This window comes from Patescibacteria group bacterium (assembly GCA_026417895.1).
In the GTDB taxonomy this organism is placed as follows: domain Bacteria; phylum Patescibacteriota; class Patescibacteriia; order UBA2591; family CALHIP01; genus CALHIP01.
This window is the reverse complement of sequence record JAOACJ010000014.1, coordinates 50417-64179: the sequence shown is the minus strand read 5'-3', so window position 1 is coordinate 64179 and position 13763 is coordinate 50417. Positions and strand designations below refer to the sequence as shown.

Below are 13763 nucleotides of genomic sequence, written 5' to 3'. Positions count from 1 at the left end.
ATTCTTCTATTTTTCATAGTACCAAAAATAGACATTATCAATCATTCTTGGTTCGCCTAAAAATTTTTTTATTTTATCAAAAATTTCTGACTTGAGCCATTCTTGATTCACGACTAAAAAACATTTTTCTGCACCAGTGATTTCTAAAGTTTGATTTAAAATTTCTCTGGAAGGATTTTTAAGCATTTGTCGATATAATTCATCTTTTTCTTTTTGAACAAAGTCAATGGGATGAAAAGGAAAATTGCCAGCAATGATACCTGACTCTGCCTCTAAAGCCAAAAGTCGCCAACTTGAATCAAAAATACAAAACCTTTTTTTTGGTTCTTTTTTTATTTCTTGCCAAAGGAATCTTGCCACCCCAAGTTCGCTACGCGTTACTGTGCCTAAATTATATGGTCCAGAGGCATAAGTGGTACTGGCAAAAATAGTCAAAAAGACGCTGAGTAGAATGGTAATTAACTTTGGCTTAAAATTTACTTTTTCTATCAATTTAATTTCTATCAATTCAATGAGACCAACAGAAAAAAAGATAACGAGAAGAAAAATAGTTATCATCGACGACCGTCTGGCTAAAAGTCGATAATTTTTCATTAAAGAGAGACTCAAAAACTGGTTGATTATTAAAATTAATAGAAAGATGGCTAAAATTTTTATCCACCTATCTTTTTTCCAGCTTTTTATTAAACCAACAATGACCAAAGACCAAACAAAAAGGACAAAAAAGAAATTAGGTTTTAAAGGAAAAAGGGGTTGACCTTGTTCAAAATAATAGAAATATTGGCCAAGAAGAATTTTTTTTAAAAAATCTTTAACTTTTGAAGGAAAAACTTGAGGTATTTCGGAAAGTTTATACTGAAAAAAGCTTGTTTCAGAAATTCGATCTAAAAAAATTAGACTTAAGGAAAAAATAATAAAAAATAAAAATAAAAAAATTTTTTTTAAACATATTTTTTTTGGCTGAGTTTTCAGGACTAGACCAAAAATAAAAATTTCTAGAGATAAAATCAAGAAAAGAATGTAATGGAAAGAAAGAATAAGAAAGAAAAAAATAATTAGGGGCAAAAGTTTTTTTTGACCTTTTAGATATTGGAAAATAACGATCAAGGCAAAAACAAAGAAAAGAAAACTGACAGTTTTTGGTAAAGTAATCGCTCCATCTGTTTGGAATGGAAAAGGAAGAAGAACGGCAAGACTAGAAAGAAGAGCAATTTTTTCATTTTTAAAAATTAAATTAACTAACTGAAAAGTAAAAATTGGTAAAAAAACCGACCAAAGAATCAAAATTAAAAATAAATCAAGATAAAAAATGTCAATGCCAGTGAGCCAACTTAAACCAATTGTTAGACCCCAATTACTGGCGTAAGAAAATTTATTAGCAGCAAAAAAAACTTCGGGAATTTGAAGGGGGCCAATTTTTTTATATTTTATCACTCCGCCAAAAAGAGCCGGTGCTTCGATTTGACCAGCCATTAGTCTTCTTTCTGCCCCTAACTGACGCCAGCGGTCAACGCCAAAATTATTTTCATGAACAATTGGTAAATAAGCATGAAGTAAAAAAGAGGCCAAGATAATAAAAATTAAAATTGTAAAAGGTTTTTTTTGAGAAAAAATGAACAAAACGGTAAGAAAAAAAATAAAAGAGAAAAAAATAAGATAAAGAGGTGAAATAACTTGCCAAGGCGAATCTAAGTATTGACCAGTCCTAGCTTTGATCAGTAGCAAGAAGGCTGGAATATAGAAAATGGAATAGAGAAGATAGGGAATGAAATTTTTAATTTTTAATTTTAAATTTTTAAAAAAACATTGAGAATCTTGGCCATTTTTTGGAATTTGGAGTTTGTCATTTTGAATTTTTGTTTTTCTGTTCAAAAAATGATTAACGAAACTAATAGTTAATGTCAGTAACAATAGAAAAACATAGAAATAGACTGGCGTGATTTTGTAAAAAACAGCTGGTAGAGCCAGACTAAAAGCTATTAAATAAAGAAGAAGAAATAAGCCAAATAGAAATCGCCATTCTGTATCTAAGTTTAAAATTTTACCTAAAATTTTACCCAACCAAAGACCAGAAACAAGAAAGTAGGAAATAGAAAATAGAAGACCGATCAAAATACTTTGCCAAAACGAGATATTAAAGAAAAGAATGATTAAAAACAAAATTGATAGACCGGTCAAAAGAAATTTTTTATTTTCGCCAATACTTGGCCACATTTCCATATAATGTTTCTAATTTTTTAACGATAACCTTCCAATCATATTCTATTTCGACCCTTTCTCTACCCCTCTCTCCCATTTTTTTAGCCAAATCATCGTTAAGCAGTAAAATTTTCATTTTTTCTGCCAGATCATCAGAATGGCCAGTCTTAAAGAGAAGACCGGTTTTATAATTACTCACCACCGTTCTCACGCCTGGTAAGTCCGAGGCTAAACAAGGTTTAGCACAAGCCATAGCTTCTAATAAAACCAAACCAAAAGATTCGTTACGATTAATCGATGGCAAAACGAAAAGGTCAGCTAAATTATAGTAAGTCGGTAAATCTTCTCTTGAGACCTGGCCAGCAAAAATAACCTTATCTTTTATTTTTAATTTTTCGACTTCTTTTTCATATTTTAGTCGCAAATTTCCTTCACCAACAATTAGTAATCTTAAATCTAAAGACATAGATCTTAAATCTACCACTGCTTTGAGTAGCACCTCTAAACCCTTAAAGTAATGAGCTCGGTCTAAGCCGCCGACAAATAAAATAATTTTATCTTTGAGAGAAAGATGATGTTTCTTCAAAAATTTTTTATCTTTTTCTCTTGGCTTAAACCAATCTGTATCAACACCGTGAGGAATTTCAATTATCTTTTCCTTTTCTTTTTCTAATAGATAGGAAAGATACTTCGAGCTCTGTGCATAATCATAAGAAGAGACAATAATTTTTTCCACCTTTTCAATAATCCACCAATTAAAACTTCGGTTATAAAGACGGGAGACTAGAGACCATGGACCGGGTAAAGAAAGGTCCATTTGATATTGAAGAATAATAGGAATAAGAGAAAAGATTTTTTTAAAAAAAATGATTTCTGCTCCACCAATAAAAGGATAATGAAGATGAATAAGGTCAAAATTTTCTAGATGGATAAAAATTTCTGGCACGAAGGCAGCATTACCATATTTCAATAATGGCCAGAGATACTGAATCTTAAATTTTTCATTTGTTATTTTAAACCTTTCTCCTCGCCAGGGAGTAAAAACTGTAACCTGATGACCAAGTTCAGCTAACTCTTTGGCTTGATAATAGCAGACATTTCCCATCCCTCCCTGATAAGGTGGAAAGGTTGAGACGATATGGGCAATTCTCATAGATTACATTGTAATTTTAATCTAAGTTTTTATTATGTAAAGAAAATTTCTTTCGCCAAGAGAGGGGTAAAATTTGGTAGTGACTACCGAGCCAGAAACCGAAAAAACGAAAAAATTCGTAGATAAACATAGAGGGCAAATAAAGAAAAGCAAAAATTAATCTTTTTTTGAAAAGGAACCAAATTTCACCCAAAAGATACTTTGGCAATTTAACAAAAAATTTTTTTTCTTGAATTAAACCTAATTTCTTTAAACTTAATCCGGAATCAAAATTTCTTTTAAAATTTTTCCAAAAACTATAATTATGTGAATGAAAGACTGGTGCCTCTGGACAGTAAACTATTTGATAACCATTCTCTACGACCGCTTTTGCCCAAGCTTGATCCTCACTCATTGGTAAATTTTCGGGAAATTTTATTTTTTCCAAAACTTCTTTTTTGATGGCGGCTGAAACATTAGAAAAAAAGAGAGAACCTAAAAGTGGTTCTTTTTCTTTTGGATAAAGAAAAGACTGATAGTATTTCTGAAAAAGATTGGTTTGGACATAAGGAATTTGACGAGAAAAGGTGGCTGCTACTTTATCATCAGATAAAGGGTTGATTAAATTCTTTAGCCAAAGATGATTAACGGGCAAGGCGTCTTGACTGAGAAAGACAATATATTTTCCCTGACAAAGAGCAAGGGATAGGTTTCTGGTTTTGCCGTGTTCAAAAGTCTCTGGCTTGATTTCTAAAATTTTTGCTACCGAAAACTGATGAGCAATTTTTAAAGTTTTATCCTTTGAACCAGAATCAATAATAATGACTTCAAATTTTTTTTCTATTACCTGTTCAAAAATCGCCTTCAGAACTTTTTTGAATCGTCGTCCGGCATTTTTTGTCAAAATGACAATGGAAATTTCTGGCATATTTGTTATGATAGATAAAAAAATATGGAAAGTTTCAAGCTTAATCGCAAAAAACAGTATCTCCAAATCGCCCTCAATTCAACTTTAGAAGAAGCAGGAAAAATTATTAGCCAGTTACCAGTTTCTGATCGTATTATTATCGAAGCCGGCACACCCTTGATTAAAACTTACGGGCTGAATGCCATTAGTCGACTGAGAAATTGGTGGGCGGCTCGCCTTGTTGGTTTTCAAGGTTTTCCTTATGTTGTGGCTGATTTGAAAACGATGGATCGCGGCCGAACAAAACAGAAGTCAAATTGGCGACTCAGGCTGGTGCCTCAGCCGTCGTGGCGTTTGGCGTAGCTCCCATATCAACCCTTAATACTTTTGTTGAGGCTTGTCAGGAATTCAAAATCGATTCAATGATTGACATGATAAATTTTGAATTCTCTTTTTCTGTTTTGCGAAAACTTAAGAAATTACCCACCGCCGTGATTATTCATTGTGGTGTAGACAAAGAAGCATAAAACAAGTCAATTCCTTATCATGAGATTGCTAGAATTAAAGGTCAATATGATATTTTGCTGGCTTTAGCTGGCGGTAACACAATTCAAGAAGTACAACGGGCAATTTTTAACGACGTCGATATCGTTATTGTTTGGAAATCGTTTTATCAAAGCATATTATCAAAGCATAACCGAAACTGCGAAATTAGCCACAGAGTTTTTGAAAGAAATGAGATAAAATTACTTCTGACTACCAATTTTTTTTCAAGGCTTCAATAATTTCTATCGGTAAAGCGAAAATAACAGTTTTTGAAGGATCGGGATTAATCTGTTCAATCGTTTTTAAAGTTCTTAAAGTTAAGCCGCCAGGCATACTAGCTAATTTTGCCGCTGCTGCCGATAAATTTTCTGAAGCTTTTAATTCACCTTCGGCTTTAATAATTACCGCCCGTCTTTCTCTTTCCGCCTCGGCTTGCTTTGCCAAGGCTCTTTTTATTTCGGCCGGTAGTTCAATGTCTTGAATTTTAATTTCCGGTACATCAATTCCCCAAGGCTCAGTGGCTTGGTCAACAATTTTTTTTAATCTCTTCGGCAATTCTCTCTCTTTGGGTTAATAAAACATCAAGTTCTACGCCACCAATGACATCACGCAAGGCACCTAAGGCATATTGAGAAATGACATAGACATGGTCCTGAACTTTTAAAACCGCATCTTCGGCTCGTTCTACTCTAACAAAAACTACGGCGTTAATACCAACAGTGACATTATCAGAAGTAATGACTTCCTGTCTAGGAATATCAATAGTTCTGACTCGGACATCAACCTTGATCATTTTTTGAATACCAACCAGAATCCAATTTAGCCCCGGCAAACGAGTTGAAGAATAACGGCCAAGAGTTAAAACAACACCCCTTTCGTATTGTTGAACGACTCGCAAACCAGCCAAAAACCAGACGACAATGATAATAAAAGGTGTCCAAAAAATTCAAGCTATAGATTTAAATTATTTTTTTGTTTTAAGACTTTTTCTCATCACTTTCTTAAATTTTATTCGCCACAATGCCACAATAAGGATATTGGATCATAAGAAGACTATTTCAATATTTTTTTCTTCGACTTCGAAGTAAAAGACTAATTAAAATAATCAACAAAGTTAAAGCACTTAAAGAAAGATATTTGATTTTTTCTGATTGGCTGCTTTTTGAAAAAGGATTAATTCTTTCAAAAAGAGGTTTCGTTTCAGATAATGAAGCGGTTGTCAGCACCACATCTTCCTCTGGTTTTTGAATTATTTCTAAATCACTTTGATAGCGTGGATAAAGTCGATATTCTTCGCCATACTGTCCAACAATGCCAATAACCCTTAGCCAATTACCTTCTTTCATTTTTGGTTTTTTAAGACCGGCTGTTGCTTTGAGATAAACTTTAACTTCGCCGGAGCCATCATCTAAATAAAAATAATTCGTTCTCGATTCGATTAACTGTCCTTCAATAAGCACCAGATTTCCTTCTAAACTTTCGTCAACCTCGCCAGTTTTAACTTTTTTTGGCTCGGGCGGAGTTTTACTTTCCAAAATTTTAATGTCATCTTTGGAAGCAATTTTAATTCTCGTTTCGTTTTTATATTCGGCCAATTCACCTCTTACTTCAATTTGATCACCGAGTTTAAGAGAAGGAAAATCTTTCTGATAAGAATAAATTTGGATTCCTGAGCCAGCCAGATAAAAAATTTGTTTTCCTAAAATACCAGGTTCAACCGAAACAATACCTTGGGTTTTAACTAAATCACCAATCTCTTGATTTCTTACTTCTGATAAAGGAGTTTCTAAAAATTTTTCCCCTTCGCCAGCTATTTTAGCTGAAGACTTTTTTGTTTTTATCTCTTCTTCACTACTAAATAAATTTTTCTGACCAGGGGTTAAAAGCGATGTCCACCGCCATTCACTATTTTCATCTAAAGCATAAGAAAACCCTTCTTTTGGTTTTTCGTAGGTGACTTCAAAAAATAAATTTCCTTCTGGATCTAAAATTCTGACAGAATCAAAATTATTATTTAAAGCAATTTTTGTCTCTTTGCGTTCAAAAAGTAAATGTTCACCTGGCAAAATTTTTATCCCTTCTTTTATTTGATACGGTTTACTTCCCCCATCCATGTCATCTAAAAACCAACCCGACAAATCGACTTCTCTGTCGCCATTATTAAAAATTTCTATCCATTCTGCCTCGTCTCTCCCTTTTGGATTAGGTAAAAATTCGCTGATAAAAATTTCTGCCTCAAGTGGACTATAAGAAAATTTTTTTTCGTTAGGTAAAATTTCAAGACTTAATTTCACCACCTCGCTTTCGCCAAGACTGTCCTTAACTTCAAGTTTGACATTAAATTTGCCTGTTTTTTTATAAAAATGTTTAGCCACCACCTCGTTACTCCTTGTCTGGTCACCAAAATCCCAAAGATAAGTTAAACCATCACCATCTGGATCGTAAGAATCAGAAGCATCAAAAATTATTTCTTCGTTGACCAAGGCTTTATTCGGTGCCGAGATTACCGCCTTTGGTTTCTGATTAACCTTCTTAATAATATTCTCTTGTCCTGGTGTTGGTTGTGTAGTCAAAAACCAATTTTTTGTTTCCTCTTTGGCATAGGCAATGTCTTCAGCAACTGTCCCGCTGTAGCTGATTTCATCAACTAAATTATCATTTGGTTGATAGAGTTTTACTCTTTCACTGCCAGAATTATTTAAAGCGATTTTTGAATCCCGACGCCAAAGGATAAAAAAGCCACGTCCTGGAATTTTCGTCGAAGATAATTTTTGTGAAGAAATAACAAATTTTGTCCCACTGGCGTCTTCTAATCGCCAATTTTCTAAATTAACTTCAAAATCATTGAGATTTTTTAATTCAATAAATTCATTTTCCGAATCATCGCCCTTAGGATTTGGTAAAAGTTCGTTAAAAATTACACCAAAAGGATATTCTTTCTCTTCTTCAAATTTATTAGGTGCATTTTTTGTTGGTAAAGTGGAAATTTTGAAATCTAAATAGTCACGATCCGTATCTTGACCATCGACCACTCGCGCTACCGAATTTGGGTCTTTGGTTGCTGGCGCATTATCTTCTCTATTGCCATCATCCCAACTGCCATAAACAACTTGATCAATAATTCGACCATTGGCCCCTCTTAAAATAATAATGTCACCTGAGTTGTTTAAATAACCTTTAATTTTTTCAACAACAAAAAAACTCTTTGAACTAATTGTGCCGGACAAAGTTGTTCGTACCCCCGATCCTTCTTCAATTTGCCAATTTGTTAAATCAATTTCTTTGTCAGTGTTATTATAGAGCTCAATCCACTCCTCTTCACCATCAACCGGATCAGAAACAAATTCATTAATAGCAATATCGCCTGGCTTGACTTGTTCAACTATCGGCGGTGGATAGCTACCGCCAGAAGTACATTGAGAGGTATTAAAAGTACAATTATTATTACAGCTTAAAGTGCCACTCACAAAGCCGAGCGTCATACAAGTTTGGCCGGCCAAATCAGTCTTGTCACATTCTTCCTTTTCTTCTTTAAGATTATTACCGCAAACTGGTTGATTTAACTGACAATCTTGGGGACAGTTTTCTGAACTTTCTCCTGTTTCACAGGTACCGTTTCCGCATTGCGGTTGCGACGACGGTGGTTGCTCAATTGGTGGTCGAGGTAAGGCTTGAGAGTTCGTTGGGTCCCTTTGATCTCTTACAAAAAAATCATGACCATTGATATTTGTATCTTGTCCGTTGCCACTTTCTCCACCAGGCTTTCTTTCTACGCTTCTGTTATAAGTGTTGGCACGATAATTAGGGGCAGGAGCTGTCTTCCCACCCTCCGCAAGGGAATTATCAGTTCCGCCGTCCGCTTCGTATATTATTGTATCTATTACCATATTATCAGCAGTAATTATTCTGATCCCTCGCGGATCTCCTGCTGTGCCATCAGCCAGAGCCAAATATGAATTATGGGTTAGATCAGAAACTGTGGTAGTAAAATATTGAGACGAAGAAGACATTAAATAATACCGGTGGGGTAAAATTTTTGTTCCAGACGGAATTGTTAATTTGGTGGTCCAGGTACTGCCGCCCCAATATTGTAATTTCCAACCACTGATATCAACAATATTTTCAGTCGGATTATATAATTCAACAAACTCATCATAGGCACTAGTTGAACCGCGGGTCGCAAACTCACTAATAACCACATAATTCGCCCATTCCGCTCTGACTGGTTTTTCCAAAACAACAAAGAATCCTGAAAAAATCAGAACTCCTGATAAAAACCAGGATAAAATTTTCTTCATTGCTTCTTTGATCATATGATTTTACTTAAAATTTGATTAAATTATTTAATTTCCAATTTTATTTTTATACTTTCTCAATATTCTAGCATTCTTAAAAACATGAGAATGTTAAGTTTCCGTCTCTTGCTTTTATTTTATTACAAATCAAAATTGAATTTTTTCTATTATAAATGAATTTTAGAAATGGTCAATTCACTTATTTTTTCATTTTTTCACCTCATTTTTATCAATCTTTAGCCATTCTCCGTCTTAAATTTACCAACGACCGCATTAAAAAATAAGACGGTTTATACGAAGATCAGATTAACTAAATACATGGTGGTAGCAGAGAGAAGGTCAACGCTGAAATTATCATCAATACCCAAAGGCAGAGCTTCGGAAAAAGCAGCAGTGAAAGCACCAACTATCATTGTCAAAGATGAAATTTCAAAAAAATAACTGAAAAAGAAGCCAAAAAGTAGACAAGAGGTGAAATAAGCCAGTGTTCCTTCTAGAGTTTTAGTAAAAAATTTTTGTCGACCGAAGAAAGTACCAATCACTTTAGCAAAAAGATCACCGAAAACAAGATAAAGAATAGCCAAGAAAGCAATTCTTTTTTCAAAAATCAGGAGGAAAATAAAGGAGGCGCTCGTAAAAAGACTCATTGAGGAAAATATTTTTATTTCTTTTTGTTTAATAAATAAATTTTTCAAGAGAAAGATATTAAATTTTTGAAAACTAAGACGAGAAACGTCAACGAGGATAAAAATTACACTGACCAAACCAATTAAAAAGAGAATGATCGTCTTACCAAATAAAAAATAAAAAATAATAATGAAGACGCCCAAAGGTCTCATTAAGGTTCGCCAACGAAGGAGCTCTGTCTTTTCTTCAATCGTTAATTCCTTTTTAAAAATCCATTGTCTGATCTTTCCTTGAGAGAAAAAATAACGAATGAGTTGAAAGAGGCTTATCGCTAATAAAAATATCACAAAACCGGTAGTTAAATTAAGAGAGGTTTCCATTAAAATGCCAAAAATAAGAAATGGCAGACAGACTAGTCCGGCAAAGGGACCTAATTTAGTGATATAAATAAAAATTAGACCCGCCACTAAGAGAATAAAAAATAAAGACCAAGAGATTTGGCCTTGAAAACGAAGTTGAAAAATAAAAAAAGTAGAATTCCACTTAAAGTCGCTCCACCCTGACCACCACGAAATTTTAAATAAAAAGGAAAAATATGACCAACGACTGCTGCTAAGCCAGCCAGATAAGAGAAAATTAAAGGCGCGAACAAAGAAGAAATCAAAATAACTCCCACCCCTTTTGAAAGATCAATTAATCCGGTGATTATGGCTGGCACCAGTCCGACACTGTGATAAACATTTCTTGCGCCAGCATTACCATCGCCAAGTTTGCGAATATCAACCCCTTTAAGCCATTTAGTCAAGAAATATGATGGCGAAATTGAGCCAAGCAAATAGCCAAGCCCAATGGCTAGGAGACCGGTAATCATAAAAACTAAAATTTTTCGTAACTCACTTTAAGAGGATGAAGGTTTGAGTCAAGAATTAGCAAATTATGAGTTCTTTCCGGACTGTTTGGTATCTCAGAAAAATAGTTTCCACGAAAATAACGAGCGACTCGTTCAATGGCCTTAATATATTCTTCTCTTTCCACTGGATCCGCTGGTGCTGATCTAGCATCTTCTAGGTTGACCGGTAAAGAAACGATACGAAAAGGAAATTCAAGAGGAAATGGTGGTAAAAAACTTGGCGGTGGTTCAATCACTTTACCTGTAAAAATAGGAAAATTCTTTTCTGTTGAAGATAATCGATGAATAAGCAATTCTCTCGCCTCTTGCTCTGTCTTAGCAAAGGCAAATTTAACGGTTTGTTCTGAATCTGAGGCGCTGATTGCTAAAAAAAGTGAAGGAGATTGATCTCTTTGAAACTTAAGACGTTCTTGAAAAAAAATTCTCCATTCTTTATCTTTAATCTGCTGAGAGAACCAATTAATTAATTTTAGTATTTCCTGTTTTCTTCTTTCAATGATTTTTGCTGCTTCTTCATTTTCTTCTGGATAAAATTTCATATTTTTATTTTTTAAATAAATAATACCACCATTTTTTAAAAATGGGTAAATTTTCCTCTTCTTTGACCATATTTTTCTCTTGATTTTCAATGGGTGGCAAAATGACGATCACCTTTTCGCCAGGTTGCTGCATACCAAATTTCTCCCGCGCTTCTTTTTCTTTATAAAAATCAGATTTGAGATATTCTAATGTTTCGAGAAGTTTTGATTTTTCGCCTTCAACCTTTTCAATTTCATTTTCTAAAGCCAAAATTTGTCCCCTCACCTCTCTTTCCTGACGAAAGGTCTTAAAGGAAAAAGTAAGGGTTACGCCTAGAATGATTAATAGGACCAAAGACAAAAAAGAAGAAGTAAAGAGGATTTGAAAAAAGGATTTCTTCTTTTTAGTCATAACCAACCTTTCTTCTTTTAATAATGAACTAGGTTACTTTCCTGTTTTTTTAATTCCCGATATTCTCTGATGACAATATCAATGACAGCCGTCACCGGTACAGCAATTATCGCGCCTAAAATACCACCAATTTTAGCACCAATTAGAAGAACAAGAATGACAACAATCGGATTTAACCCAACAGCTTTTTTCATCACCTGAGGGACGACAATTGAACCTTCAATTTGTTGAATGAGAAAATAAAGGAGAGCGACAAAAATGGCTTTAATCGGTGCTTGAAAAAAGGTTAAAACAACGGCTGGTACAGCGCCAAGAAAAGGGCCGATTCGGGGAATAACTTCGGTCAAACCAGCGATGATGGCGAAAAATAAAGCATAACGAACCTCAAGGATCAAAAGGCCAAGATAAGTCAAGACACCGATAAAAAGCATTAAAATCAACATTCCCCAACCCCAATTACTTAAATTCTTTTGCGAAAGAGAAATGAGACGAGAAACAAATTGATGACGTTTTTCCGGAATAAAAGAAAGAAAGAATTTGGCAATGGCCTCTTTTTCTACGACAAGATAAAAAGAGATAATAAGTATCAAAAAAATAGCCAAAATCGCATTGGCCACATCACCAAGTAAAGAAAAAACACCACGCGTTAAAGAAGAAAGACCTGTCTGCCAGCTCGAGAATAAAGACAAGTCTTTAGGTAAAATTTCTTGAGCCCGACCAAACAACGACCTCAAGATTGAATAATAGGAAGAAATTTTTGTTCCTAAAAATTCTAAATCTTTCGTTAAACTCGGGACAATTAAAATTAAAAGGCCGACCAGAAGAAAAAGAAAAATAAAATAAATAAGGATGGTTGCTGCCCCGCGTGAAATTTTTTTCTTCTCCAACCAATCAACTAAGGGATTAAAAATGGCAGCAATAATCAAAGAAACAATAAAAATCAAAATAATATCACGAATAAAATAAAGAAAAAGCAATGATAAAAGAAAAAGAATAATCTTGACCGCTTCAGAAAAAATATTTTTATTCATAGAAGAAAAATTTCTAATTTTTAATTTTATAATTTTAAAAAGAATCAGTCAAGCGTTGATAAAATTAAAAATTGCTATGATTTAATTATCGCGTAAAGAAATAGAAGATTGGGCAGTAAAGGTTAGACGTGGATTATTTTTGTGTTTTAAGGTCATTTCGATTCTAATGATGCCTGATCCTTTGTCGGGTGAAAGATTAGCAATTTTCAACGAAGTAATGTCAACTAAGCCAGAGGTCAAACCTACTGGCTCGTTGTTTCCTGTTTTTTGAACAATCCTTTTCACATTTGTATAAGTTTGGCGATAAAATTTAACCATAGTTCCATCAGGTTTGGCAATCGTTAAACAAGTTTCTTTATTGTTTTCCGGATCGACTGGGCAGAGATTTTTTGGCTCACTGCCACTGCAGACACCGTTACTCCAGATACAATTATGATTTTCGCAATCAGGCTGATTGTTGTATCTAGTGCAAGTAACAAAACATTTGTTATTCTGCCAGAGACAAGCCCAATAACTTTGACAATCTGTTTGATTGGTAAATTTCTGACAACTCGGTGGATCTAAAACATTTCTAGCTTTTTTTACCTCTTGACTGATTTTTTCTAAAACAAAACGGCTGGCTTCGCGCAGTTCTTCTAATTGATTCGCCCGCTCGCCACCCTCAATGACCTGCCAAATAAAAATAGTGCCGACAACCAGCACTACCGAAACAATGGCCAAGTATAAGAGAATTTCAATGAGAGTAAAACCTTTATTTGTCAATTCTGAATTCTGAATTTTTAATTTTGAATCAATTTTGAATTTTTGAATTTTAAAAATCATTTTTTATTGAGTGAGCCAATAATTTTGCCGAAAATTAAAGTCAACTCTTGTGCCTCTTGCCAAAGTTTTTGATTTCACTGCTTCTCTCTGAGAAATATTGAGCCAACATCCGTAACCAGTGTTTTGTTTCTTGAGTTTCTTTTTTACAGATAAAAATTTTATTTTTGAAATCTCTCTTTGAACTGGCAGCGTTAGCTTCCATATAATTGGCACCGATACTCGTGCTTGAGCGAATTAATTGACTGATAATCGGTTTAGAAATAGCATCTTGTTTTAAATTTTTACAGAATTTAATTACCTTTTCACCGAAATTTGCCGTTCTCTCTTCTAAATCATATTTCTTCATCTTTCAAAATTAGACCAT

General features: G+C 34.0%; 14 protein-coding genes. 1 reads left to right on the top strand and 13 read right to left on the bottom strand.

All coding sequences use genetic code 11. The features are described from left to right. Positions 1-6: 6 nt before the first annotated feature. Genes N2259_02555 through N2259_02545 form a run of 3 tightly spaced genes read right to left on the bottom strand, consistent with a single transcriptional unit; the run spans position 7 to position 4259 of the window. Positions 7-2220 (bottom strand): hypothetical protein, encoded by a 2214-nt coding sequence (locus N2259_02555; protein ID MCX7779100.1) that lies wholly within the window; start codon positions 2218-2220, stop codon positions 7-9. After that, entirely contained in the window at positions 2189-3352 is a 1164-nt protein-coding gene (locus N2259_02550; protein MCX7779099.1) for a glycosyltransferase family 4 protein, read from the bottom strand. The genes N2259_02555 and N2259_02550 overlap by 32 nt, the downstream gene beginning before the upstream one ends. A gap of 16 nt (positions 3353-3368) precedes the next feature. After that, positions 3369-4259, bottom strand: coding sequence for a glycosyltransferase family 2 protein (locus N2259_02545; protein MCX7779098.1), 891 nt, complete (start codon positions 4257-4259; stop codon positions 3369-3371). A gap of 24 nt (positions 4260-4283) precedes the next feature. Here N2259_02545 and N2259_02540 point away from each other — a divergent pair, with 24 nt between their 5' ends. Further along, on the top strand, positions 4284-4601 hold the full coding sequence (locus N2259_02540; GenBank protein MCX7779097.1) for a hypothetical protein: 318 nt from the start codon (positions 4284-4286) through the stop codon (positions 4599-4601). A 393-nt stretch (positions 4602-4994) separates the two neighbouring features. Here the strand turns inward: N2259_02540 and N2259_02535 are convergent, their stop codons facing one another. The 10 genes from N2259_02535 to N2259_02490 form a co-directional block, all read right to left on the bottom strand. Then, positions 4995-5339, bottom strand: a complete 345-nt coding sequence (locus tag N2259_02535) for an SPFH domain-containing protein (protein ID MCX7779096.1) — start codon at positions 5337-5339, stop codon at positions 4995-4997. Continuing rightward, positions 5311-5691 carry an SPFH domain-containing protein gene (locus N2259_02530; protein MCX7779095.1) on the bottom strand — a complete coding sequence of 127 codons (381 nt, stop codon included), beginning with the start codon at positions 5689-5691 and terminating at the stop codon, positions 5311-5313. The genes N2259_02535 and N2259_02530 overlap by 29 nt, the downstream gene beginning before the upstream one ends. Positions 5692-5842: 151 nt before the next feature. Beyond that, positions 5843-9097 carry a lamin tail domain-containing protein gene (locus tag N2259_02525; protein MCX7779094.1) on the bottom strand — a complete coding sequence of 1085 codons (3255 nt, stop codon included), beginning with the start codon at positions 9095-9097 and terminating at the stop codon, positions 5843-5845. Between the two features lie 272 nt (positions 9098-9369). Further along, the gene (locus tag N2259_02520; protein MCX7779093.1) at positions 9370-10086 is read right to left on the bottom strand and encodes a hypothetical protein; all 717 of its coding nucleotides are present in this window, start codon (positions 10084-10086) and stop codon (positions 9370-9372) included. An 86-nt stretch (positions 10087-10172) separates the two neighbouring features. Next, the gene (locus N2259_02515; protein MCX7779092.1) at positions 10173-10577 is read right to left on the bottom strand and encodes a glycerol-3-phosphate acyltransferase; all 405 of its coding nucleotides are present in this window, start codon (positions 10575-10577) and stop codon (positions 10173-10175) included. Positions 10578-10582: 5 nt separating this feature from the next. Continuing rightward, complete coding sequence (locus tag N2259_02510) at positions 10583-11155, bottom strand: hypothetical protein (GenBank protein ID MCX7779091.1); 573 nt, start codon at positions 11153-11155, stop codon at positions 10583-10585. 4 nt (positions 11156-11159) lie between these two features. Then, positions 11160-11546, bottom strand: a complete 387-nt coding sequence (locus tag N2259_02505; GenBank protein MCX7779090.1) for a septum formation initiator family protein — start codon at positions 11544-11546, stop codon at positions 11160-11162. Positions 11547-11563: 17 nt separating this feature from the next. Further along, entirely contained in the window at positions 11564-12577 is a 1014-nt protein-coding gene (locus tag N2259_02500; GenBank protein ID MCX7779089.1) for an AI-2E family transporter, read from the bottom strand. Between the two features lie 81 nt (positions 12578-12658). Beyond that, positions 12659-13399 carry a prepilin-type N-terminal cleavage/methylation domain-containing protein gene (locus tag N2259_02495; GenBank protein MCX7779088.1) on the bottom strand — a complete coding sequence of 247 codons (741 nt, stop codon included), beginning with the start codon at positions 13397-13399 and terminating at the stop codon, positions 12659-12661. Between the two features lie 40 nt (positions 13400-13439). After that, positions 13440-13745, bottom strand: coding sequence for a four helix bundle protein (locus N2259_02490; protein ID MCX7779087.1), 306 nt, complete (start codon positions 13743-13745; stop codon positions 13440-13442). Positions 13746-13763: the final 18 nt, after the last annotated feature.

Excerpts from the sequence above, each read along its gene's own strand:
- N2259_02555 (MCX7779100.1), bottom strand. The coding sequence starts at position 2,220 with ATGGAAATGTGGCCAAGTATTGGCGAAAATAAAAAATTTCTTTTGACC.
- N2259_02550 (MCX7779099.1), bottom strand. The coding sequence starts at position 3,352 with ATGAGAATTGCCCATATCGTCTCAACCTTTCCACCTTATCAGGGAGGG.
- N2259_02545 (MCX7779098.1), bottom strand. The coding sequence starts at position 4,259 with ATGCCAGAAATTTCCATTGTCATTTTGACAAAAAATGCCGGACGACGA.
- N2259_02540 (MCX7779097.1), top strand. The coding sequence starts at position 4,284 with ATGGAAAGTTTCAAGCTTAATCGCAAAAAACAGTATCTCCAAATCGCC.
- N2259_02525 (MCX7779094.1), bottom strand. The coding sequence starts at position 9,097 with ATGATCAAAGAAGCAATGAAGAAAATTTTATCCTGGTTTTTATCAGGA.
- N2259_02520 (MCX7779093.1), bottom strand. The coding sequence starts at position 10,086 with ATGGAAACCTCTCTTAATTTAACTACCGGTTTTGTGATATTTTTATTA.
- N2259_02515 (MCX7779092.1), bottom strand. The coding sequence starts at position 10,577 with ATGATTACCGGTCTCCTAGCCATTGGGCTTGGCTATTTGCTTGGCTCA.
- N2259_02510 (MCX7779091.1), bottom strand. The coding sequence starts at position 11,155 with ATGAAATTTTATCCAGAAGAAAATGAAGAAGCAGCAAAAATCATTGAA.
- N2259_02505 (MCX7779090.1), bottom strand. The coding sequence starts at position 11,546 with ATGACTAAAAAGAAGAAATCCTTTTTTCAAATCCTCTTTACTTCTTCT.
- N2259_02500 (MCX7779089.1), bottom strand. The coding sequence starts at position 12,577 with ATGAATAAAAATATTTTTTCTGAAGCGGTCAAGATTATTCTTTTTCTT.
- N2259_02495 (MCX7779088.1), bottom strand. The coding sequence starts at position 13,399 with ATGATTTTTAAAATTCAAAAATTCAAAATTGATTCAAAATTAAAAATT.
- N2259_02490 (MCX7779087.1), bottom strand. The coding sequence starts at position 13,745 with ATGAAGAAATATGATTTAGAAGAGAGAACGGCAAATTTCGGTGAAAAG.